Genomic DNA, 23,421 nt, shown 5'->3' on the forward strand with positions numbered 1-23,421 from the left:
GGAAGCGCTGTCGCTTGATACGAGTGAAATGAGGGTGGCCCAATGATTCAGAATATTCAGGTTCTTCGAGGATTGGCGGCCCTCCTTGTCGTTATTGTCCACTGCGAAGCGATCATAAAGTCGTTCGGAAATTTTCATTATATCGGGATCGCCGCGAGCACGGGGGTTGATCTATTCTTCGTCATCAGCGGCTTCATCATGGTTTATACGTCGGACCGAAATGGCCCGACCCCCCTCGGCTTCTTCGCAAATCGCGTGGCCAGGGTTGCTCCTTTATACTGGCTGTTAACCATCGCGATCTTCGCCATTGCGGTTTTGCAACCCCAACTGCTCGGAGCAACCAAAGCAAGCCTTTCGAATCTCGTGAACTCCCTGGCTTTTTGGCCTTACTTGAGAGACGACGGAAAAGTTGCGCCTCTGCTGTTCCTGGGATGGACGTTAAATTATGAAATGATGTTTTATGCAGTGTTTGCCCTTTGTCTCTTCATCAAAGATCTGAATTTGAGGGTCCTGGTTGCGATCGGGGTGCTGGTCTCAATGACAGTACTGGGTCAGGCCATCACCTTTGAGAATGTCCCAGCTCTCTTCTTTACGCGGCCCGTCATCCTTGAGTTTGCCCTGGGCATGATCGTTGCCCGAATCTATGCGATCCTCCCGCACAGCAAGCGGGCGGCCGTCATCGCACTGTGCCTCGCAATCATCGCTCTTCCGGCGATGCTGCTCGCCGCCGTCCTGTCATCGAGTATGCTGCCGATTGCCGGGATCCCTGCGGCCGTTCTGGTCGTTGCAGCGCTCATCATGGATCGGGGAGGGCTTTCCCTGAGCTGGCGTCCTCTCGTGGCGATCGGTGACGCAAGTTACTCCCTCTATCTTACGCATCCGTTCGTTGCCCAAGTCGTCATCAAGCTGTCGAATAAACTTCAGCCCCTGTCGCTCCCTTTGAGCTTGTTAGTTATCTTAGTCATATACGCGATATCAATTACGCTGGCTCTCTTGGTGTATCGGACCCTCGAGATACCGATGACACGGGTAGCACGACGCCTGCTCCATCTCTCTCGCCCAAAGAATCCGGCGGGTGCCTTGTAGTTGGGCCGCGGCTTGATCCCGAGCTGCACCGAAATGATAAGGGATTGAAGACGCGACGGCCTCGAGCAGGACGTCGCCGATCGGTCTTTGTCGAAACGGGGAGTGCCGGACGTCGTGGCGGAAAGGCCAGCCGCCTCCGGGCGACGCCGGCATGCCAGCAATCGAACCCGGGAGAGCTCCGGCGTCTTGCGAGCGCCACGCCGAACAGGCCGCTGATAAGCACCACGGCATGCAGCGCCCTTTACCGAACCTGCCGACCAGCGAGGAGGCTGGGCGTGATTGGCGCGGGCTGACGCGATGCGTCTGCGCGGGCATCTCCGGGCCCATCCGCTGCACACTGCCTCGAACCGAAGGTCCTCGCGGCGAGACACTCTTTCAAGCGCTCCGCGAATGCGTCTCCAAGAGGAGTCGCCTGATCCCGGGCCTTACGGTCGGATCGGCATGAGACAACGGTGACTGTCCGTCCCTTCGACGAAAGCTTCGGGACGCATGCGCGAGCTTCGGGACGCATGCGCGCGGCGGAGGCTACCGATCCTCCTTCGAAGAAACGCGACCCTTGATCGAGCTTTAGAAAAATATGGATATTGAATCCAACCGGAACCCGGCACAGGGCTACGGGCCGCCTGTGCAGCCGTCACCATCCCGGATCTGGCGTCCCAGTGACCGACGACGCCGGCCATATCCAGGTTGCCGCCCAGCCCCGTTCGAGCGATCGGTCGGATCGGATGTTCCCATCGACAGAAGAAGACATGAAAACACAAACGAAAAAAGGCGGCGCGTGCGCCGCCTTTTTTTCACAGGCTGTCCCTAGCTTTGAAAGGCTAGGCGAGTGTTAGACCAACGCGCCGTCGTGCGGAGCGTAAAAATTGAAGTCGCCGGTGTCGAGCGCCTTGCCGTTCAGCGAGTTCACAGCGAAGTTGTAGTAGTCGCCCGTGTTGGTGTTGAAGATGCTGTAGTAATACACCTTCGCACCCGAAGCAGTCTCAGCGCCGGCGCCGAGGAGGTCGAGTTTGGCATCGGAACCGAAGCCGCTCAGATTGATAAAGTCCTGCTCGCCGGCGCCGGGGCCACCCGCGCCGCGGAAGTCGGTGATGTAGGTCGCCAGGGTCCCGAAATCCTTGGATGCGACCTCCGTTTCCTGACCGAACTTCGCAGCCAGAACGAAGGTGTCGTTGCCGGTGCCGCCATAATACTGGTTGAAGTCGGCATGCCCCTGAAGCTGATCGTTACCGCTTCCACCGGCCATCTTGTCTACGTCGCCGCCATTACCCTGAATTTTACCATTCGCGTCGGGAGCGGTGGTAACACCATCAACCATTGCCATTGTCGTATCCTCGAGAGCTTGTGCGCACGGCATCCGTGGCAACGATGATCAATAATCAGGAAATTTGTGCACTATGAAAGAGGCGTTCATTTACTGAAACGTCCCTAACGGCGTGTTAACTAGGGGGCGACACCGAGTCAATCATCCAAATGGGCATCTAGGTAGTTTTGGCGCAGCCAAATGGCGTAGTTACTGAATTGCATCAGTTCTGAAATTCCCAGATTTTCAGCAATGCTAGGGCTGTGTCTGTGAATCTTAACCAAGCAAGCGGCGCCGCACTGCGGCCGACCAGCTTGCATGAGGATAAGAGTGGACATCCTTCCGCTTAATCATTGCTGGCGCATGCAGCGAGATGCATTGCATCCCGGTAGATGCTGGCAAGATGACTGTTTATAGAACGAAGATAGAGTCGAGACTTGGCTCACGTAGTGGACCAACTGGCAGGCCGACAAGCGGCGCAAAAACCGACACACGAGAGCTTTCCATGAAAGCTTCGTATTTTGGGTTGAGCCTTCACGAGGGCACTGCGTCGGAAGTGCTGGCAGAGCACGTTCCGCGCCCCTGAATGCCGGACGCGGCTGAAAACGCCCGCGTTGCTCGTCCTCTCACCGCTCAGGGAGGAGCCGGCCCACGGCCTTCCTCCCGCGACGTTCGACTTAAGTCGTGGGGCGCAAGCCGTGCAGATCTCGCGTGGTCAGGCGTCCGACCAAATCACGACACTCCGCCTGGGTGCAGATCCAGTTGCTCGGATCGATCTGAGCGAGTTCGGTCGTGAGCCGATCGATCTGAGCCGGCGCGAGTTCCCGAAAAAATTCAACGAGGCTCTCGACGAGGTCATTCGGAAGGCGAACGCCTGCGCCTTGCCGCGCAAGCCATTGTCCGGTGGCGGTCGCGTCCCGTACGATCGGAATCGTTCCGGCCCAGCCACTCTCGTAGAGGCGGTTCGGCAGGAGCCATTCCGAGTTCAGGCCTTCCTCGAAGAAGTCGATCACCCACGCAAAGTCGACCTCTCCGTAGATCGCCATCAGGTCGTCTGGATTGCGATACGGGCCCTCGAACGAGATGAAGGGCTCCGCAGCGACCATGGCATCGAAGTTAGAGAACTCGGAGTAGGCCGGCCGGCCCCGTATGATCACGCTCAGGCGGCCCTCAAGTCGCCGGGTGACCGCCGAGAGGATCGCGAAGCTTTTCGCGCATCGGATCGCGCCAAACCAGCCGATTTTCCATGAGCCGGTATCGGCTCTGGTCCCGGGCGGCGGATCAGGCACGTCTGCCTGAGCCAAGAACACTTTGTTCTCCACGAGAACAACCGGCAGGTTCACGCTTGAGCGCGGCTCGAAGTAGTTTGTGACGAAGGCCGGTGAGCTGGTCATCAGCAGACTGGCGTTCCGGGAAAGCGCCCCTTCGATTGTGCGCAATGCAACGCCTGCCGGACCCGGGGAAAGCATGAGGCGGTGGATGTCCAGGCATTCATAGACCAGGGGCACCGCGGTTCGCCGGCCTCGGACACTTTGAGCGATGGCCAGCATCTCCAGATTTCGCGCAACGATGACGTCCGCGCCGGCAATACGGTGCCGGAGCCGGCGTCCCAGGAGCGCGTGACGCATCGTTGCGCTCAGGCGTGCGACGAAACGGGCATCGGCGGTCTGGCCCAGATCGTAAGGCACGATGCCGTCCACGGATGTCGGGACTGCCCCGCGACGAAAGCCGGTGAGCAGAACCTCCGCTCCGCCAGCCTTAAACATGCTGACGCGCCGTTTAACGGCCGGATCCGTTAGATCGTGGACGAAATATGCGATCTTCAATGTCGCGCCTTCCGCAATCGATGCGCCGCAGGAGACCTGGTGACGAGATCCGCCACGGTGCCAGGTTCGGACGGGTGTTTTCCTCGCATTCGTCTGAGCTGTCGACAGGGATGTCTCACGACGTAAGGGGAACCTACTCGCCGCTTTGCTCCACGCAGACCGCTCCGCAACCCTGAGTAAGCTAGGAAAGGTGTAGAATCCCCTCACCCCATTCAGCCTGTGCGAGCGCTGGAACTCCACCTGCTCGGAGCCCACCATTCTTGCTGGCAGAATGGTGAACGTGTCCCGCGATGGCTCACCGAGGAAGCTTTGTCAGTGGCAACCGAATCTTTAGATGAAGGCTCCGCTGCGCGGTTGCGAGGGTTCCGCAGACTCGGCTGGTCGCCCGGGTGCCTGACCAAGAAGAGCATCGCCAAGCCATCAGGCTGCTATCTCTCCACCCATGGTGGTGTCGCTGCCGCCGGTGCCGACGTTCTGTCGGACTTGAGGCCGAGCGGCGGAGAGCATTGCAGATTTCTAAATGCGGACCGCCGCGGAATTTCACTCTGTTGCTGTTTCGTTCTCGTCGAGAAAAGATCATACGCGGAAGATGGATGAGGCCTCCGCCAATCGCCGCGGATCGATGTCCTTTCGGATTGGCACTGCGAAGCATCCATCCAGCACCGGACGTAGATCGTATCTGAAGGGTCGCCTGTACTGCGATGGCGCGCCTTTCGACCAATTGACGAGCGGGATCGGGAGGCCAGCAGAGGCCCGTCCCCTTCGCCGACACTCTCTCGTGGGTGAGGCCGACCGGCTCGCTGCAGAGATTTTTTGGATTCCCACATGCGCGGGCCGGGGTCTGCTGGTTCATCCAGCTTTCTGGGCCTTTGAGGGGGACCGTCAATTATATCTCCCGCCAAGCTGACTGCTCAGCCGTTTCCGCATGGTGCTTCACGGTCTGGGATTTTGGCGGCGACACGCCAGTTTCGAACGTCAGCTTCCAATCGATGTGTGGATTTCCTCGAAACAATCGCGTTTGACCAACGGCGAAGCAGGGGCAGGTCCTAGACGTACAAAATTTTCTGTTATGTATTGATTATTGTATTTACAAGTATGTAATCAGATACTTACAAATAGTAAAGCTGGATTTATTGCTGACTCTGTAGCCGATAATTTGTAGATATCATTATGATGAGGCGGACGGATTGATATTTGCTCAGACTCATTAGAAAAAGACCCGGACACCTGTCGTCTGATTGCCGGACAACCAAAACTGCCTGCATGGCGATTCAATGCAGGGCAAGGCGGTACTAAGTAGTTTACCAGGCCGCTCAGTGGGTAACAGGTTCGTATTCTTGATGGTTCTAAATTTTATGTATATCCCGTGGATTGGTTAGGGAACAGTGGGTGACGTTGTGCGCCAAATTTCGGTCGATGGGTTCGAGCCGCCACAAGCTCCGGCGCCGGGTCCAGCGCCGATGCTGCAATGGCTCAAGATCGAAGATCTCGTCGTTGATATGTCCTATCAGCGCCCCATCGTCGGCCGTGGGCGAATCAACGTTGCCCGGATTGCTCGGGATTTCCGCTGGACCTTTTTTGCGCCGGTCGTGGTGTCGCCCGTAGAGGGCGGCCAGTTTGCCATTATCGACGGGCAGCACCGCACGACGGCGGCAGCACTCTGCGGATTCGACAGAGTTCCCTGTCAGGTCGTGATCGCGGCTCACGAAGAGCAAGCGGCCGCCTTCAAGGCGATCAATGGCGTGATCACGCCGATCACGCCGATGGCTCTGTATGCGGCCGCGTTGACGGCCCGCGAAACCTGGGCGATCGAAATCACCGATGTCTGCTCCGAGGCCGACGTGAACCTGTTGCGCTATCCAATTGCAACCGACCGTCAGGTTCCCGGGCAGACGATGGCCGTGGGTGCGTTGCGCGCCTGCTTGCGTCGGCATCAGCGCAACGATCTGGTCATTGCCCTCCGGTGCGTGACGCAGACGAACAACAATAAGCCCGGCATGCTGTCGGCTCGCCTGATCAAGGCCCTCTGCGAAGCCGTCTCGAGTTTCTCGGATCTCGTGGGCTACGAAGAGCGCGTGCTCGCGGCCGCAAACGAGATCGATCTGGAGCGAATCTCGACTGAGGTTTCCGAGCGCACGAAGGACCGTGAGAAGGGCCCGACCAGTTCCCTCGCCGAGGAGATTCGCAAGAACTTCGCGCGGCTGCTGAGCCAGGCCGGGTCGGGCCGGCATCTTCAGCTGGCAAATACCCATTAGCGCCGAGCCGTATCGGCCCAGCAGGCGCGCTCACAGGCCGATCCAAACCGGAATAACGCGCCCGTCCCTGTACTCCTGATCGAGCAAGGCCCGCGCTGTCATCATGCGCAAAGCCCTATCGGAACTCGTGGAAAAGCTGGTCACACCGTCTCATCGATGAGCCGATCGTCGAGCACTGCGCACCGAGCCACGTCAGTTGTGGAAACGGCGAGACGGTCGAGAGGGGGGCAGCGTTATTTGGCGGATGGCTTGAACTCGTACTCGAGTTTCAGCGCAATCTCGACCGTATCCCCGGGCTGAAGCGACGCATCTTCGTCCGCCTGAAGGATCTCGACACCAGAACCGCCCCGACGGTGAATGATTACCTGAGGCTTTCCGCCGGTCCCACGCACCATCTGTGATCGGACGACGCCGGTGTAGAGGAGTTTTTCGCCGACCGCGGAGAGCTTGCTGCGGGTCTGGGCGAGCTTGACGGTTGCATCCTGAATGTCGCGCATCAGGTCGGCCCGGCGCTGGTCGGAGAGCCGCGCGACACTGCGTTGGGCTTCCAGCAGATCCCGCTTCGCACGCTCAGTTTCGACGCCCGTCTGAAGCGCCCGCGTGGCTGTCGTGAGACTCAGGCGCCGCGTTTCGACCGCGCGGGTCAACGGAACCACGCCGCGTTTGTTGAGATCGGCGATGCGCTCGATCTCATCGACGTCGAGTTTCGCCGCCTCGGTATCCTTGCGATACTGATCCTGAATAGCCGTCAAACGCTCTTCGGTGATGCGTTGCGCATTCTTGAGGTGTGCGGTTTCCTTGGAATAATCATCGAGCCGCGACTTCAGCAGGCCCTGCTCGTTCTGGAGGATTTTTTCCTGGGTCGAGGCCGGAATGGGCAGCTTCTCCAGGCCGGTCTCGTCCAATTGCTGCTTTCCGTCGAGTTCCGTCCGCAGCCGGGCGATCGTCGCTTGCCCCTGGGCGAGGTCGATCCACAGGTTCTCGTACTCGCCGCGAAGGTCAGCCGTCGCCAGGATCGGGCTGTCCATCCGGAAGCGCTGCAGGTCGTAGCCGCCCGCGAGCGACACGGCCTGACGCACGCTCAAGCCAGGCGTGTAGCGCTGCTCACCGGGCTTGCTGACATCGCCCGTTACGTAGATCGGTCGATAATCCGCGATGACCAGCGAAATCTCGCCCGGTGCCACAACCGTCTGCTGTTCACCGTTCCCCGAGGTTCGCATGTTCAGCGATTGGCGTGGCAGGGCCTCCCGCACCAGATCCCTGACCTCCGCGACCGTCTTGCCTTGGGCCTTGATGTCGCCGGCCAGGGGAACCGAGATATCACCGTCGATCGTGACGGGGAGGCGCTGGCGGAGTTCGGGAATGCCGGCCACCGACAGTTCCAGGGTGTCACCCGGCTGGAGCCTGTATTCGGCTGCGCTCACGGGTGATGTGAAGCCGGTGACCGCAGCAAGGACCGCCAGCGCAAGGGACCGCACCGGATGAGCGGGACGCTTCGACGCTGCCGTGGCGTATGTCAGCTGTCCGTTCAACCTTACTGTCCACCGCTCGAAGACCGTCATACCATCTGCATCCCTGCCGCACCGGAGCCTGGCTGGCGGTGCGGCGTGCCTCAAGAAAAACCTACGCACCGTCGTCGTCTCGCGATCTCAAGGTGCCGTGTCGCATGTGCGGCACGGCTGAGGCGCCTGACCCTCATGCCTTATCTATCGCTTTCGCCATGTCTAGCGTTCCCGTCAGGTCTAGCGTTCCCGCCAGGTTTTGGCGATCTGGTCGGTCAGCGGTTTGGTCAAGTAGGAGAGGACTGTGCGCTCGCCGATCTGCATGAACGTTTCGACGGGCATGCCCGGAACGAGGCGCAGATTGTTCAGACGCGCCTTCTGATCCTCCGGGATTCGGATACGCGCCGAGTAGTAGCTCACACCGGTCTTGGTGTCGTGCGTCACATCCGCAGCGACGCGTGAGACCTCGCCGTTGATTTCGGGCGTCGTGCGCGTGTTGAAAGCCGGAAATCGGAGAAGGGCCTTCTGCTCCAGGCGCACATTGTCGATGTCCTGGGGTTGGATCTTCACGTCGACAACCAATTGGTCCGCTTCCGGAACGATCAGCATCGCGGGTTCGGTCGCAACCACGAGGCCGCCGATGGTGTGCACCGTCAGCTCATGGACCGTTCCGTCCTGGGGCGCGCGCATATCGATCCGCTTCAGCATATCCAGCGCGGCCACCTTCTTCTCGCTCAGTTCCGACCATTTGCCGCGGATCTCGGACAGGTCCTTGCTGACCTCCGTGCGTAGATCCTGATCGACCTGAAAGATCTGGAGCTCGATCTCGGTCATCTTGCCCTGCGCCGAGGCGATGGAGGCGGAGAGCTGGCCGCGCTCGCCCTCGAGACGGGCGGCATCGCGCTCGAGCGAGGTCACGCGGGCATACGGCACGAGGTTCTTCGCGAAGAGCTCATTCACACCTTTGAGTTCCTGGGTGATCAGGCTGATCTCACGGTCCTTGGCAAAGGTCTGCTTGGTGAGGCCCTTCACTTCCTGGCGAAGCTGATCGATGCGCTCGCGGAACTGGGCTTTTTGCCCCTCACGCCCGGAGAGCCGCGTGCTGAACAGGCGTTCCTCACCGTCGATCAGGCGCGCCACCGATGGATCGGTCGCCGCACGCTCCATTAGGTCCGGTGGAAAGACGACGGCCCGGACGCCGTCGCGTTCGGCTTCGTCCCGTGCACGGCGGGCATCCAGTTCATCCAACGCCTTCAGGATGATCTCCAGATTGGAGCGGGTCTGCGTCTCGTCCAGACGGATGAGGATGTCGCCGGCCTTGACCTTCGAGCCCTCGCGCACGAGCAGCTGGCCGATCACGCCCCCGGTCGGATGCTGGACCTTCTTCACATCGGATTCGACCACGAGCTGGCCGGGCGCGATGACAGCGGCGGAGATGTTCGTGAAGACCGCCCAGCCGGCGACGCCGAAGACCAGGACCGCCCAGCTCAGCGCCAGGAGGATCATGTGGCGGTTCAGCGATCCGTGGGCTCGGGCCGGCGGAAGCTGAACCGGCGAGCGCGGAGGCGCGAAGCGGGCGATACCGGTGCCCGGTCTCAGGGAGGGAACGCTCGTCGAGGACATCACGCACTCTCCTGCAGGGTCAGGGCGCCGGGCACGCCATCGGCCCGCAACTGCCCCGTGGGCCGTGGTCGATTCCGATCGGATTCCGCCTCGGATGCATCGGACTGCGACGTGGGCTTCAGAATCCGCTTCAGGACATCATCCTTGGGACCGAACGCCTGGATCTGACCTTCGGAGATCAGCATCACCGTATCGAGCGCCGCCAGGGCGCTGGGCCGATGCGCGACGACGACGCAGATGCCGCCCCGTTCGCGAACACTCATGATCGCCGACGTCAGGGCGTTTTCGCCCTCATGGTCGAGGTTCGCGTTCGGTTCGTCGAGAACGACCATGAAGGGATCGCGATAGAGCGCGCGGGCCAGTCCGACGCGCTGGCGCTGCCCGGCCGAGAGGCCGATGCCGCCATCTCCGATCGCCGTCTCGTAGCCTTCGGACAGGCGCAGGATCAGGGCGTGGACTCCGGCCGCCTGTGCGGCGGCGATGATGCTCTCGGACGTCGCGTCCGGTTCGAACCGCGCGATGTTCTCCGCGATGGTGCCGGCGAACAGTTCGACCTCCTGCGGCAGGAAGCCCACATGCGGTCCGAGCTCGTTCGACGTCCATTGATCGAGCGATGCGCCATCGATGCGGACCGACCCGCTCGCGCAGGGCCAGATCCCGACCAGTGCGCGCACCAGCGACGACTTTCCGGAGGCCGACGGTCCGATGATCCCCAAGCCCTGTCCGGCCTCAAGGGAGAACGTCGCGCCCTTGACGACGACGCGGCGCGAGCCGGGCGGCGAGATGCTCACGTTCTCGAAGGCGATGGTCTGGGTGGGGGCCGGCAGAACCTGCAGCTCCTTCTCGGGGGCATTGAGGGCCAGCGCATCCGAGAGGCGCTTCCAGGATTGGCGCGCCTGGATGAAGCTTTTCCAGTTTCCGATGACCATCTCGGCCGGCGCGAGGGCCCGTGCGACCAGGATCGAACTCGCGATGATGACGCCGCCGGTCGCCTGGTTGTTGATCACCAGGAACGCGCCCAGGGCGAGGACGCCGGATTGGAGACTCATGCGGAACACCTTGGTGAGAGAGGCGACGCCTCCGCCAAGGTCCGAAACGTTTTGCTGAATATCCATGTATTCGCGATTGACGTGAGCCCAACGTGCGCCGAACCGGCGCCGCATGCCCATGGCGGCCAGGACCTCCGCGTTCCGCCGTCCGGCTTCCGCCAGGAGGTAGCGTCGCGATCCGTAGTGCACGCTCGACTTGATCTTCCGGCTCGTGGTCCAGTCGCTCAGGAGTGTCAGCAGGAAGAGGATCACCAGACCGACGATGGCAGCGACGCCGATCAGCGGATGGAACAGGGAGCAGATGACGATATAGACCGGCATCCAGGGCAGATCGAAGAACGCGCTCGGACCCGGTCCCGCCAGGAAGGATCGGACCTGATCGAAGTCGCGCATGGGCAGCGACCCGTCATGGTCGGACGGGCCCCGCAGAGGCGCACGCGCAACCACGTCGAAAACCCGGTGGGCGATCGCTTCATCGACCGCCCCGGAGATTCGACCGAGGATTCGAGTCCGGAGCATCTCGAACAAACCCTGGAAGGCATACAGGACGAGGGCCAGGAGACCGAGACCGACCAGCGTCGGAATCGATCGGCTGGGAATGACGCGATCGTAAACTTCGAGCATGAAGAACGATGCGGTCAAGTATAGAATATTGATGAGGCCGCTGGTGATCGCCACGAATAGAAATGCCAAGCGGCATTTGCTGATGGCTGCCGTTATCTCGGGGGTATCCGACGTCTTATGCACAACCCTGACCTCACTTGGAACTTGTACCGACGAACGGAGTCGAGCTGCGAACCTGGAAATGTGGCTCACGAAAAGATTAAGCGCACCCTCCGCGGGTCACTCAAGAGTTGGTGTTCCCTATCTGCGGGTCCGATCAAGGACCCGATTTCTTCAAGGGCATAGGAACGTGTCTGAAAAACGATGTCGCTTCTGAATCCTGAAAACGGCAAAGTGGGATCGATAACTGATGTTGCGTTTCGGCTCAACTGACAGCCAAAGTCGATCGGAGTTTGTTCTTGAGACGGTAAACCCGTCGCCCGGCATCGGCACGGACATGTCTCGGAAAAACACCGATGGAGCGGGTGCGCGAAGCCCTCGACGGGCGCGCGGCGACCTTCGCTGGTCTTGCCCGCTCCGAAGAAGTTGGTTGCCTCTGCCGTCTATCGATTGGGCGATCAATCGAATCGGGGCTGGCGCCTCAGCGTCGTTACGCCGAGGCGCTGCGCCGAAGCCCGGCTTCGATTGCCATTTTGACGAATCCCACCGACCAGCTCACATGCATGGCGGCTGCGGCGACCCCCATGCCGAGAACGGCTGGATCGCGCGTGCGAACCGACGCGAAGACCGACCATCCGGAGTAGAGGCAGGCATAGGCGATCGGCACCAGGGCGGCTTCTGGAATGACCGGGATCGCGATCAGGCTGGCAAGTGCGGAGCCGCTGATCAGCAGCGGCGCCAATTGCCTGAGCTTGGGCCGGCTGCGGTGTGCAATCATGTTTCGCGCTCTGCCCCGCCCGTAATTGAAGTATTGCTTCGAGAGGCTGTCGAGTCGTCCGCGCGGATAGTAGGTGATCATCGCCTCGGCGCAGAGCCAGATCCGGCCGCCCGCCGCGACCGCCCGCACATCGAATTCCGCATCTTCGTTGTGGGTGAAGGTTTCGTCGTAGCCGCCGATGCGCAAGAAGAAGGACCTGCGGAAGGCCGCATGGTGCCCGTGATCGACAAATCGGGATTCGGTGTTGCGCCGATGGGCCGAACCGCCATTCCCCAGCAGGCTGTTCTGGGCCGCCGCCACAGCCCGCTGGAAAGGCTGAAGGCCCACCGTACGCATGGGAACGACCACGGTTTCGGCCTCATGGTCGCGCAGGGCCTCGACGCAGAGCGAGACGAAGTCGTTCGGGTAATCGGCATGCGCATCCGCCCGCACCAGGATTGCACCCGGCATCGATGAGGCAGCGACCAAATTGACCGCGGCGGATTGGATGCGCTTGGGATTCTCCACCAATCTAACAACCGCATGAGCGCTGCAGAGATCGCGTGCGATCTGGCGCGTCGCGTCCGTGCTGCCGCCATCCGCGATCACGATGGCGGTGATGGCCTTGCAATCCTGGCGCAGGAGCGCGTCAATACAGGTCTTGAGGTGCTTTTCCTCGTTCAACACTGGAACGACGACAATAACTCCATCATCCGGTGATGACATTTCACTGCTCCAGCCTTCGAACGTGTAATTTTTACGAAATATTAATTGGTGCGTCAATGTTTTATGTAATTCTGCGGCGATGTATCAAATTAACCTTGACGGCCGACGCTGTGCATTGGAGCGGGCGGATGAACGCAACCTCGACTACATCGGCATCGCGAGATTGAGCCGGTTGCCGGTCGAGCCTATGTCACGCACGGACCACCCGCCGGGTAAGGGATGGAGACGGTCCGCAGCATCGAGTTCACGTGTCTAAGAGCCCTGAAAACGTTAGCGCGCGGAGCGCCGCAACTGCTCGAGGCGATCGAGCATTCGTTCCTGAAGCGTCTTCACGGTCGATTCACGACTGGGCGCTGTCAGGCGCGACGAGAGGTCAATCAGAGCTTGCGCCGTCCGCTCCGGCGACATGTTCAGAAAACGGCTCATGACACCGGTCTGCTTGATCCATCCCTTCGCGCGATCCTGAAGACGCGGCGGTTTGGGTTCCGAAGTTCGCCGCCGCATCTCCTCCATCGCGGCACCCTCGGTGATGCCGATCGTGTCGCCGAACGGCGCTCCCGGTCGGCCGTACTTGAGGATCCCCTGAGCGGTGGGAGGCGGGACGATCGTGACCGAGAGTTTGTGGCCACAGGACATGGCCCAGTCGAGCCATTTGGAAATCTGGAAGTTGCCCGTTGTCGCAAACGCGGCCCATTCGACACCGTAGGTATCAGCCAGGATGGCACCGTGCAGGGACTCCGTGAGAACGCAGCGCGCTTCGGTGATGCGACCGATGACGGATTCGGGTGAGCCGCGCGGGTCTAGGAGTTCGAATCCGGTCAGGCGCGCGATCTCGTTCCAGCTCGGATCATTCAGGCTTTCCCAATGCGGGATTATCAGCACGCCGCGCTCGCTCACGCGCTTGCGCGGAAAACCTTCGGCCAGGGGAGTGATGACCGCCCCATCCGAAATGGCGATATCCGGGGCGAGACCGAGATGCCGGGCGGACAAGGGCCCGCGCACGCACCAGTAGGTGACGTCGAGGCCGGACCAGCGGCTCAGCGGATCGTTCCCGGCTCCGCTGGAGAAGACGTTCAGCTTGGTTTGCGGCGCGCAGGGGAAGCCGATGATCGTACCGATGCCGACAAACGCTTCTTTCGTGCTGTCGTCGAATAGATCGGGGGCAAAATGCGGCCACAGCTTGGCATTCAGATCATCTCCGAAGTTGGGAACCTTGGTATGATAGTATCGTAGTTTCAAGGTAGGTTCCTAAATTTGCGGATAAGCGCGTCCGTGAACGCCTTGCATTGTCTGTTCATCCAAATCCACTGTCCAAGTCGTGTCGGTTCGTCGGATTGGATTCGGAAAGAGAAGATTATTACTTAGGTGGCAACGGATGGATCTTGCCGTTCCGTCGAGGGCGTCAAACGGTTCAGTCAGCCTCGATGCAAGCGCTGATCAATCCCTGTCCGGCGTCTGTCATCTCGTCAAGCCACCTGTGGTCTCTGCGCTGAGCCCCGGTCGCGTCGTCTCCCGATTCGGGAACAAGGCAGGAAGCAGGGGGCCGTAACACGCCTCCGCTGCGAAAGAGGATCGGGCCACGGCAAGGGCTTCCCGGGCGAGATGGGTCCGACGCGCCGTCGCCGTGAGGAGATCGCACACCGCCACCGCGAAGGTCGCGGCCTCGTCGGCCACCACCACGGCGCCCTCGACGAGGGTTTCGACACCTTCCACCGTCGTCGATGTCGCGACGATCGCCTTGCCGAAGCCCATGGCCTCGATCAACTTGATCTTCAGTCCGGACCCGACCGTCAGCGGCGAGATGACGACGCCGGCCTCACGATACAGAGGGGCGAGGTCCTGGACGACGCCGAGGCACGTCGCTCCCTCCGGTAGGTTGGACAGGCTCCGGGCGACCGAGCCCGCGATCTGCAGGGTGGCGGTTGGATGCCGCGCGCGGATCATGGGCCAGACCGACGCCAGAAACCACTGCATCCCGATGACGTTGGGTGCTGTGTTGCTGCCGACGAACAGGAGGGTTCCGTCCTGCCCCGGTGCCGGTTCGGCCACGACGGACACCGCCATGGGCGCGAGAATGACGGGTTGGTCGGGCAACCGCGCCCGAACGGCCTCCGCTTCGGCGCTCTGGATCGCCACGACGCCGTTGGACTGGGCGAGCAGGGCGTATTCCTGGTCGGCATCGAGAAGAGCCACGGAATCCTGGGCGCTGGCCTTGTCGAAGCGTGCGACACGGCTGGAGAACAGGTCGTGCATGACGATGAGCGAGCGGGCGTCCGGCCGCAGCACATAGGGCCGCGCCGATGCCAGGAAGGCATAGTCGAGCAACATGGCATCGTTGCCCTGGCGTCCCTGTCGCGCCAGGAACAGGCAATCCTGCCGGGTCAGGGGCTGGCTCACCGCGTACGGCGCGCTCGCCATCCGCCGGCGCGCCAAGATTCGCACCCGCAGTAGAAGATCCTCGGCCACCGACAGGCAGGCCCGCAGCCAGACCTTGGGATCCCGGACCAGAAGATAGCTTCCGACGCGAACGCTCCCGCGGACCACAAAGGCGTCGAACGCCGATCGTGTTTCGTCGACCACCCGAAGAAACGGCCACCGGCCGAACGTGGTCGGAGAGGGCGAGAGGTAGCTGACCCGATAGCCGCGCTGGCGCAGAAAACGCGCGATGCTGATGAGGTAGGCCGAACTTCCGTTGGTGGCACCCGCAATGCGCTGGCGGCTCAGCACCAGGATTCCGGGCTGCTCGGTCTGGAGGGCAGGGGGGCGCTTCCAGGCTCCCAGGCGCCGCTTCAGGGCGGCCTTCAGCGGCAGTCGAAGCAGCCACAAGGCCGCCGGCGCGGCGCGCACGGCCCCGAGGACGGCCGCCGGCGATCGCGCCTTCAGCCCGGCGACCAGCATCGCGAATGCCGCGGCACGCTCCAGGGATGCGAGCCGCTCCCGGTGCGCCGCAACGACATCGGCACCAAGCCTGGCATGCTCGCGCATCAAGCGTTGCTCGACGTCGATCAGGCGGCGGGAATCATCCTCGCTGAACCTGTGGGAGATCGAGGCGCTGTGCTTGCGATAGAAATACAGGAGTTCGGGGTAGATCCGGAAGGTGCGTCCGGCGACGACGAGGCGCAGCAGGAGGTCTGCATCCTCACCGATCCGGAGCGTCTCGTCATAGCGCAGGGCGCCGAGGGCCTGCCGCCGGATCATCGGCTTGCAAAAGCCGAGCGAGGGTCGCGGAGCATAGATCACGTTGGATCGGATGAAGCCCGCCGCATCGACCCAGAACGGCGCATCGGCTGCCTCCGGCAGCATCGTGGTGATGCCGGGGCTTTGGTCGTTGAAGATCAGCAGATCATCGGCGACGATATCGGCCTGGTCGGCGAGCGCTGCATCGATCAGGAATGCCAGCCTAGACGGGTGGATCAGGTCATCGTTGTCCACGATGGCGATCCAGTCCCCCGTGGCGACGTCGAACCCGCGATTCCGCGCGCCTGCAGGGCCGAGGTTTTCCTGGAGTGCGATCAGGCGAACGCGTGAGTCACGTTCGGCGTAACGCTGAATGACGCTGACGCTGTCGTCGGGAGACCGGTCGTCCACCACGATCAGCTCGAAATCGGTCAGAGTCTGCGCGAGAACGCTCTCGATCGCGTCCGCCAGATGATCCCGACCGCAATAATTGGCCATGATCACGGAGATGCGGGGGGCGCCTGTGGCCTCGCCGGTCCCGCCTGGATCGGACGCCGCAATCGTCCGGCTCGTTCGCGCCGCTTTCGAGGGAGCGTCCATCGATCAGCCTGTCGGGTCATGCCGCGGCGCACCGGCCAGCGGCGACGTCGCCGTGGCGGGAGCCCGCGAGGTCATCGGATGTATGTGAGACCGAACCGTTCCGCGCTGCGAAGATCGATTCTTGGTCATCGAACCCTGGCCAACGCTGCCGCGGTCTGTGGCTGGCTCATGGGCCGTGCCCGGGCGTCGAAGACGGACGATGCCCGGGACGGGAACGGCGATCAGGACGATGCCGTCGTATTGCCGACGTAGCGCGAGCCACCCTCGGAGTTCCACGGCATGTACCGTCCAATCCGTGAGCGCTGCTTGGTATGCCGATTCGGATCGGTCCGGTTGAAGACGATCCCCAGCACCCGCGTCGTGTCGAACCGGTCGCGCAAAATGCATTCCGCGAGGTCACGTCGGCTCGGGCGATCGTATCCGACCACCATCAGGTATTCGTCGATGAGCTCGTCGGTCGCACGGACATCCGGGAAGTCGAGGGCCGGAGGATAGTCGACGATGATGAAATCGTAGGATGATCTCAAGGCGTTCAGCAGGGCGACATTGTTGGGAGACCGCAGGATCTCCGACGCATGATCGAGCTGAGGGTCGGCGACCGTCGGCAGCATGTGCAGCTTGGTGCCGCGGGCCTGCAGCGTCACCAGGCCCTGCAGCCGTCCGGTGTTGATCGACTCGAGAAGTCCGGTCTCCGCCTCCGGGGCGAGGGCCTGTGACATCGACGGCGAGCGAAGGTCGTAGTCGAGAAGGAGAACGCGCTTCCCGGAATGGGCGAGATAATGGGCGAGGTTCGATGCGACCATCGTCTTGCCCTCTCCGGAAATCGCCGAGATCATCCCGATTACCCGACCGCCATTCCCGGCGCGGCTCGACGGGCGATCAAGCAGCATCTTGACCTCCTGCATGGCCGCCGCCGTTCCGGATCTCGGATTGATCACGGCGTCGACCAGCATGGATCTCGAGACCAGGGGAGGCCGCAAGCCCAGCGCGGCCAAGGCTCTCGGCACGATATCCTTGAGGGTCTTGAAGGTCTCGACGCGCGGGATCATCGCCACGCAAGCCAGGCCCGTCACCTGTTCCACGGCCGACGGCGTCCGCAGGCTGCTTCGAACGAGCTCTCGGAACAGGGCGATCATCAACCCGAGGCCGACGCCACCGACGAGGGCCAGACCGATGATGACGAGACCCTTCGGCCATGACTTCCGCAGGGGAGGCCTGGCCGGGGAGACCACGCGGGCTTCGGAAATCGGGAAGGACTGATCCTGAACCGCCTGCGTGTATTTCTGCAGGAAGTTCTCGTAGAGGGACCGGTAGGTCTGCGAGGAGCTTTCCAGCGACCGCAACTCGACCCGGGAGCGATTGCTGGTTCCCGCATCGGCCACCAAGCCGTCGAGCCGCTTCTTGATGGCCGCCTCACCCGAGAGCGCAACCTCGTAGTCGCTCCTGTAGGCTTCCGCGAGGCGGTTGAATTCGCTGCGGAGGGAGCGCTGGAGTTCCGCCATCTCGGCGCGGGCGTTCACGGCTGCGACGTGGTTGGTGCCGTACTTGGCCGAGATGTCGGCTTCGCGCCTCGCGGTATCGAAATATTGCTGACGCAGACGAACAATGACCTGATTCTGCGTGAGATCGGTCATCGATCCATCGGTGATGTTCTTGTCGACGATGTCCGTGATGCGGTCGAGGCGAGCCTTGGCTTCCGCAGTCTTGGCCTGGGCCACGATCAAGCTTCCGTTCAGGTCGCCGACCTGCCGTTCGCTCATCAGCCCCTTGTCGGTGTCGACGATGTTCATCTTGGCTTTGTAGTCTTGGACGGCCCGGTCGGCGGCCGTCGCCTGGTCGCGCAGCTCCGCCAGACGGCCCTCGAGCCATCCGCGTCCACGACGGGTCGTCTCGTACTTCGCTTCGAGCTGGTCGGCGATGAACGCATCGGCGATGGCGTTGGCGTAGCGAGCGGAGCGCGCTGCGTTCGGCGTACGGACCGAGACCTCGATGATGTTGGTGATGCCGACGCGCCGCACCGAGTACAGCGTCATGAGCTTCTCGGCCGCGGCAAGCTCAAGCTGCTCCTGGGTGAGGGGAGGGCCGCTGCCCATCAGCCCCATCACCGGGCCCAACAGCGATTGAAGCAGGCCTTTCTCGTTCAGCTCCTTGTCGACCGACGGGCCGAGCTGTCGAATCGCGCCGAGGGCAGCGGTGTTCGACCTTAAAATCTCGGTCTGACTCTCGACGATGGCATTGAGCACCTGCGCATCGGTGGCGGTGTTCTGCTGCCGGAACAGCTCGGCCTGGCGCAGATCGATCAGGATATCCGCGGTCGCATCGTATTTCGGCGTTGCGATGAAAAGATACAGGATGGCCAGGGCCAGCAGAAAGGATGCTGAAACGGCAACGATGACCCGCGATCGTCTGAGGAAGGCGAACGCCGACGGAAGCCACGAGAAGGCTTCGTTCCCAGCATCCTGATCGGCATCAAGGTAGGATGCAGAACTACCCTTCACATGAAGCATTATGCTGGCCTGTCGCAATCCGTTCGGATCTGGATGAATATAAGACGGATCGTAGCGTTCAATAAACGGATTTCCGGTCGCGAGCAACATGCCGCACTGCACGCGAACTCGCGTGAGTCCGGGCGACCGGAGCCGATCTGCGAGGCGCCAGAACAGTAAAGACTGATCAAAATTTCGGAAGACCGAGCAGGCGCGCATGCATCAATAAAATAAGTCTGAGTTTTTGTTATCTTGTAAGACTATCGATCATTGGTGCTGGATGGTTAGATCCGGGGGCGATGACTGGGTGTCCGTCAGCCTGAATTTAAAAACTTCGTGCTTTCAGTCGCACGGGTCGACCTTTGTTGACTGATTTCTTAGTTCAGAGACGGTGGTCCAACGTATGTCAGGTTGTGCCTGCCGGTATGAAAATCAACGTTAAGATTAATATCCCTAAGATTCGAAGCGTGCCGCCGCTGTTGAAGCAGCCGATACATCGGGTTGAACCTTGGATTGCCACGTCCGCTATGTGAATCTTTACTGCACACTTACGGACGGGCGCCGAATCCGGTCCATCATCACTCTTTGCGTGACTTCGCCAGCGCTGTGTCTCGGCGACGAGATCGCACCCGCGTTCCGCGACGACCCCGGCGCGCCGGAGTCGTCAAACAGAGTCCGGGCGCTTGATGGTCCGCTCAGGACATCGTCGGCATGACGAAGTCGGCACCGGCGCGGATGCCGGTGGGCCAGCGGGTCGTGATGGTCTTCAGGCGGGTGTAGAAGCGCACCCCCTCCGGCCCGTGCATGTGGTGGTCGCCGAACAGCGACGCCTTCCAGCCGCCGAAGGAGTGGAACGCCATCGGTACCGGGATCGGCACGTTGATGCCGACCATGCCGACCTCGATCCCGTGGGCGAACTCGCGGGCCGCGTCGCCGTCGCGGGTGAAGATTGCCGTCCCGTTGCCGAACTCGTGCTCGTTGATGAGCTTCGCCGCCGTGGCGTAGTCCGGCGCCCGGGTGATCGCCAGGACGGGGCCGAAGATCTCCTCCTTGTAGATCGACATGTCCGGGGTGACTCGGTCGAACAGCGTTCCGCCGAGAAAATAGCCGCCCTCGTAGCCCTGCAGGCTCAGGCCGCGCCCGTCGACGAGGAGTTCGGCGCCCTCCGCCACACCCGCATCGATGTAGCCGCTGACCTTGTCGCGGTGGACCCGTGTCACCAGAGGACCCATTTCCGAATCCGGATCGGTGCCCGGCCCGACCTTCAGCACCCTCACCTTGGGGATCAGCTTCGCCACCAGCGCGTCGGCGGTCTTCTCGCCGACGGGCACCGCCACCGAGATCGCCATGCAGCGCTCGCCGGCCGAGCCGTAGGCGGCGCCCATAAGTGCGTCCACCGCCTGGTCGAGGTCGGCGTCGGGCATGACGATCATGTGGTTCTTGGCCCCGCCCAGGCACTGGGCGCGCTTTCCGTTGGCCGTCGCCGTCGCGTAGATGTACCGGGCGATCGGGGTCGAGCCGACGAAGCTGACGGCTGCGATGTCGGGGTGGTGCAGGAGGGCGTCCACCGCTTCCTTGTCACCGTGCACCACGCTGAAGACGCCGTCGGGCAGGCCCGCCTCCTTGAGCCAGGCCGCCACCAGCAGCGCGGGCGAGGGGTCGCGCTCGGAGGGCTTCAGGATGAAGCAGTTGCCGCAGGCCAGCGCCACCGGGAACATCCACATCGGCACCATGACGGGGAAGTTGAACGGCGTGATGCCGGCGACCACGCCGAGCGGCTGACGCAGCGAATGGCTGTCGACGCGGGTGCCGACGTTCTCGGTGACCTCACCCTTGAGGAGTTGGGGGATGCCGGTGGCGAACTCCACCACCTCGAGGCCGCGCTGGATCTCGCCCTTGGCGTCCGACAGCACCTTGCCGTGCTCGGCGGTGATTAGGGCGGCGAGTTCGTCGATCCGGTCCTCGGCGATGCGCAGGAAAGCATTGAGGATGCGCGCGCGGCGCAGGGGCGTGGTCGACGCCCAGGTGCGGGCGACCGCCTTGGCGGCGGCCACGGCCGTGTTCACGTCCGCGGTGCTGGCCAGCGCGACACGGCCGGTCTCCTCGCCGGTGGCGGGGTTGAAGACCGGGGCGGAGCGCGTGCCGGTGCCGGCGACAGTGCGGCCGCCGATGAAGTGGGAGATCGTGGTGGTCATTGTCAGTCCTGACAGAAGGCGCTTCGGAAAAGTTCAGGCCGCGCGGGCGATGGCGTCGCCGAGAATCGACGCCATGGTGTCGATCTGGTCGCGCTCCACGATCAGCGGCGGCGACAGGGCGACGATGTCGCCGGTGACCCGGACGAGGAGGCCGCGCTCGAAGCAGTCGACGAAGACGTCGTAGGCTCGCGCCCCGGGGGCTCCGGGCCGGGGCGACAGCTCGATGCCGGCGACGAGGCCGATCGTGCGGATGTCGACGACGTGGCCGGCGCCCCGCAAGTCGTGCATGGCGCTGGACCAATCGTCGGCGAGATCGGCGCCGCGGGTGAGCAGGCCCTCCTGCGCGTAGATGTCGAGGGTCGCGAGACCGGCGGCGCAGGCGACCGGGTGACCGGAATAGGTGTAGCCGTGGAACAGCTCGATCACCGCCTCCGGGCCGTGCATCAGCGCATCGTGGACCCGCCGCGCGCAGAAGACCGCTCCCATCGGCAGGGTGCCGTTGGTCAGCCCCTTCGCGGTGGTGACGAGGTCGGGGATCACGCCGAAGTAATCCGTCGCGAAGGGCGTGCCGAGGCGGCCGAAACCGGTGATGACCTCGTCGAAGATCAGCAGGATGCCGTGCCGGTCGCAGATCGCGCGCAGGCGCTCCAGATAGCCCGTCGGCGGCAGGAGGACGCCGGTGGAGCCGGCCACCGGCTCGACGATGCAGGCCGCGATGGTCTCGGCGCCGTGGAGCGCCACGAGGCGTTCGAGATCGTCGGCGAGGTCCGCGCCGTGTGCGGGCAGGCCCTTCGAGAAGGCGTTGCGCTCGGGGTCGTGGGTGTGTCGCAGGTGGTCGACGCCCGGCAGCAGCGGAAACACGCGGCGGTTGTTGACGAGGCCGCCCACCGAGATGCCGCCGAAGCCGACGCCATGATAGCCGCGCTCGCGCCCGATCAGCTTGGTGCGCGTGCCCTGGCCGATGGCGCGCTGATAGGCCAGCGCGATCTTCAGGGCGGTGTCGACCGATTCGGAGCCGGAGCCCGTGAAGAACACGCGGTCGAGCCCGGCTTCCGGGCCGCCCGGCGCGATGGCGGCGAGCCGTTCGGCGAAGTCGAAGGCCGCCGGATGCCCCATCTGGAAGGAAGGCGCGAAATCGAGGGTGGTGAGCTGGCGCTCCACCGCCGAGGCGATGCCCTGCCGCCCATGCCCGGCATTGACGCACCAGAGGCCTGCGGTGCCGTCGAGGACGCTGCGTCCATCGGTGGCGGTGTAGTGCATGCCCTTGGCCGAGGCGAGCATGCGGGGCGCGGCCTTGAACTGCCGGTTCGCCGTGAAGGGCATCCAGTAGGCATCGAGCCCAGGAGCATTGGCTGTCGGGTGGTGGTCCATGAAGATCTTCAACCCAGAGATGTCGCTGCGTCCGAAGAAGCGCCGATTGTCGCGGCCGGACAAGTCCTTTTCTGCGCGAGACGAAGTGCTTGATAAGACGGGGGCTCTGCGGGCAATGTCGGCGAATCCTGAACATCCCTAACGGGCGTTCTGCCCTGGGGCCGACTCACGGGTTCCGATGAGCATCGATCTCGGCGCGCGCCTGCGCTTCGTCCGCACCGCCCACGGCCTGTCGCAGCGTGCGCTCGCCAAGCGCACCGGTGTCCCGAATTCCACAATCTCATTGATCGAATCGAACGGTGTGAACCCCTCCGTGGGGGCCCTCAAGCGCATTCTCGACGGCATTCCCATCGGCCTGTCGGAGTTCTTCGCGGTGGAGCCGGAGCGCTCGCGCAAGGCGTTCTACCGCGCCGACGAACTCACCGAGATCGGCCGGGCGCCGATCTCCTACCGGCAGGTCGGCGACAACCTGTTCGGCCGCAGCCTGCAATTGCTGAGGGAGCGCTACGAACCGGGCGCCGATACCGGCCGCGTGCCCCTGGTCCATGACGGCGAGGAGGGCGGCATCATCCTGTCCGGCCGCCTGGAGGTGACGGTCGATTCGGAGCGTCGCATCCTCGGACCGGGCGACGCCTATTCGTTCGACAGCCGCCGTCCCCATCGCTTCCGCTGCGTCGGTCCCGTCGCCTGCGAGGTCGTGAGCGCATGCACGCCACCGACGTTCTGAGGTGGAATGCGCCTC

Annotated in this window: 14 protein-coding genes; 3 read left to right on the forward strand and 11 right to left on the reverse strand. The window is 62.7% G+C overall.

Translation table 11 applies throughout. From position 1 onward, the window contains the following. Positions 1-42: 42 nt before the first annotated feature. Positions 43-1,086 carry an acyltransferase gene (locus ASF57_RS11510; protein ID WP_082503881.1) on the forward strand — a complete coding sequence of 348 codons (1,044 nt, stop codon included), beginning with the start codon at positions 43-45 and terminating at the stop codon, positions 1,084-1,086. Positions 1,087-1,918: 832 nt separating this feature from the next. On the opposite strand, the gene ASF57_RS11515 is transcribed toward ASF57_RS11510, so the two are convergent. Both ASF57_RS11515 and ASF57_RS11520 read right to left on the reverse strand, forming a co-directional pair. Continuing rightward, positions 1,919-2,410 carry a hypothetical protein gene (locus ASF57_RS11515; protein ID WP_156376106.1) on the reverse strand — a complete coding sequence of 164 codons (492 nt, stop codon included), beginning with the start codon at positions 2,408-2,410 and terminating at the stop codon, positions 1,919-1,921. Positions 2,411-3,066: 656 nt separating this feature from the next. Continuing rightward, entirely contained in the window at positions 3,067-4,215 is a 1,149-nt protein-coding gene (locus ASF57_RS11520) for a hypothetical protein (RefSeq protein WP_056483411.1), read from the reverse strand. A gap of 1,460 nt (positions 4,216-5,675) precedes the next feature. On the opposite strand from ASF57_RS11520, the gene ASF57_RS11525 reads away from it, so the two are divergent. Further along, a complete protein-coding gene (locus ASF57_RS11525) occupies positions 5,676-6,470 on the forward strand; it encodes a ParB N-terminal domain-containing protein (RefSeq protein WP_056483414.1) in 795 nt (264 codons plus the stop codon). A 233-nt stretch (positions 6,471-6,703) separates the two neighbouring features. On the opposite strand, the gene ASF57_RS11530 is transcribed toward ASF57_RS11525, so the two are convergent. The 9 genes from ASF57_RS11530 to ASF57_RS11570 all read right to left on the reverse strand — a co-directional run bounded on the left by ASF57_RS11530 (position 6,704) and on the right by ASF57_RS11570 (position 22,679). Then, a complete protein-coding gene (locus ASF57_RS11530) occupies positions 6,704-8,032 on the reverse strand; it encodes a polysaccharide biosynthesis/export family protein (RefSeq protein WP_082503882.1) in 1,329 nt (442 codons plus the stop codon). 180 nt (positions 8,033-8,212) lie between these two features. After that, positions 8,213-9,478 carry an HlyD family type I secretion periplasmic adaptor subunit gene (locus tag ASF57_RS11535; RefSeq protein WP_244476912.1) on the reverse strand — a complete coding sequence of 422 codons (1,266 nt, stop codon included), beginning with the start codon at positions 9,476-9,478 and terminating at the stop codon, positions 8,213-8,215. A gap of 116 nt (positions 9,479-9,594) precedes the next feature. Then, on the reverse strand, positions 9,595-11,391 hold the full coding sequence (locus ASF57_RS11540; protein ID WP_082503884.1) for a type I secretion system permease/ATPase: 1,797 nt from the start codon (positions 11,389-11,391) through the stop codon (positions 9,595-9,597). Positions 11,392-11,857: 466 nt separating this feature from the next. Then, complete coding sequence (locus ASF57_RS11545; protein WP_244476913.1) at positions 11,858-12,907, reverse strand: glycosyltransferase family 2 protein; 1,050 nt, start codon at positions 12,905-12,907, stop codon at positions 11,858-11,860. Between the two features lie 213 nt (positions 12,908-13,120). Continuing rightward, on the reverse strand, positions 13,121-14,089 hold the full coding sequence (locus ASF57_RS11550) for a polysaccharide pyruvyl transferase family protein (protein ID WP_056483417.1): 969 nt from the start codon (positions 14,087-14,089) through the stop codon (positions 13,121-13,123). A 219-nt stretch (positions 14,090-14,308) separates the two neighbouring features. After that, entirely contained in the window at positions 14,309-16,627 is a 2,319-nt protein-coding gene (locus tag ASF57_RS11555; protein ID WP_056483420.1) for a glycosyltransferase, read from the reverse strand. Between the two features lie 221 nt (positions 16,628-16,848). Continuing rightward, entirely contained in the window at positions 16,849-19,134 is a 2,286-nt protein-coding gene (locus ASF57_RS11560; RefSeq protein WP_056483423.1) for an AAA family ATPase, read from the reverse strand. A gap of 674 nt (positions 19,135-19,808) precedes the next feature. After that, positions 19,809-21,308 carry a CoA-acylating methylmalonate-semialdehyde dehydrogenase gene (locus tag ASF57_RS11565; RefSeq protein ID WP_056483426.1) on the reverse strand — a complete coding sequence of 500 codons (1,500 nt, stop codon included), beginning with the start codon at positions 21,306-21,308 and terminating at the stop codon, positions 19,809-19,811. A gap of 33 nt (positions 21,309-21,341) precedes the next feature. Next, positions 21,342-22,679 carry an aspartate aminotransferase family protein gene (locus ASF57_RS11570; RefSeq protein ID WP_056179877.1) on the reverse strand — a complete coding sequence of 446 codons (1,338 nt, stop codon included), beginning with the start codon at positions 22,677-22,679 and terminating at the stop codon, positions 21,342-21,344. 178 nt (positions 22,680-22,857) lie between these two features. Here ASF57_RS11570 and ASF57_RS11575 point away from each other — a divergent pair, with 178 nt between their 5' ends. Continuing rightward, the gene (locus ASF57_RS11575) at positions 22,858-23,406 is read left to right on the forward strand and encodes a cupin domain-containing protein (protein ID WP_056178454.1); all 549 of its coding nucleotides are present in this window, start codon (positions 22,858-22,860) and stop codon (positions 23,404-23,406) included. The last annotated feature ends 15 nt before the right edge of the window (positions 23,407-23,421 follow it).

The organism is Methylobacterium sp. Leaf117 (assembly GCF_001422985.1).
GTDB lineage: Bacteria > Pseudomonadota > Alphaproteobacteria > Rhizobiales > Beijerinckiaceae > Methylobacterium.

What these genes read in the sequence shown, in the direction of transcription:
- ASF57_RS11510 (WP_082503881.1), top strand. Translation starts at nt 43, where the DNA reads ATGATTCAGAATATTCAGGTTCTTCGAGGATTGGCGGCCCTCCTTGTC.
- ASF57_RS11515 (WP_156376106.1), bottom strand. Translation starts at nt 2,410, where the DNA reads ATGGCAATGGTTGATGGTGTTACCACCGCTCCCGACGCGAATGGTAAA.
- ASF57_RS11525 (WP_056483414.1), top strand. Translation starts at nt 5,676, where the DNA reads ATGCTGCAATGGCTCAAGATCGAAGATCTCGTCGTTGATATGTCCTAT.
- ASF57_RS11530 (WP_082503882.1), bottom strand. Translation starts at nt 8,032, where the DNA reads ATGACGGTCTTCGAGCGGTGGACAGTAAGGTTGAACGGACAGCTGACA.
- ASF57_RS11535 (WP_244476912.1), bottom strand. Translation starts at nt 9,478, where the DNA reads ATGATCCTCCTGGCGCTGAGCTGGGCGGTCCTGGTCTTCGGCGTCGCC.
- ASF57_RS11555 (WP_056483420.1), bottom strand. Translation starts at nt 16,627, where the DNA reads ATGGACGCTCCCTCGAAAGCGGCGCGAACGAGCCGGACGATTGCGGCG.
- ASF57_RS11560 (WP_056483423.1), bottom strand. Translation starts at nt 19,134, where the DNA reads ATGCTTCATGTGAAGGGTAGTTCTGCATCCTACCTTGATGCCGATCAG.
- ASF57_RS11565 (WP_056483426.1), bottom strand. Translation starts at nt 21,308, where the DNA reads ATGACCACCACGATCTCCCACTTCATCGGCGGCCGCACTGTCGCCGGC.
- ASF57_RS11570 (WP_056179877.1), bottom strand. Translation starts at nt 22,679, where the DNA reads ATGGACCACCACCCGACAGCCAATGCTCCTGGGCTCGATGCCTACTGG.
- ASF57_RS11575 (WP_056178454.1), top strand. Translation starts at nt 22,858, where the DNA reads ATGAGCATCGATCTCGGCGCGCGCCTGCGCTTCGTCCGCACCGCCCAC.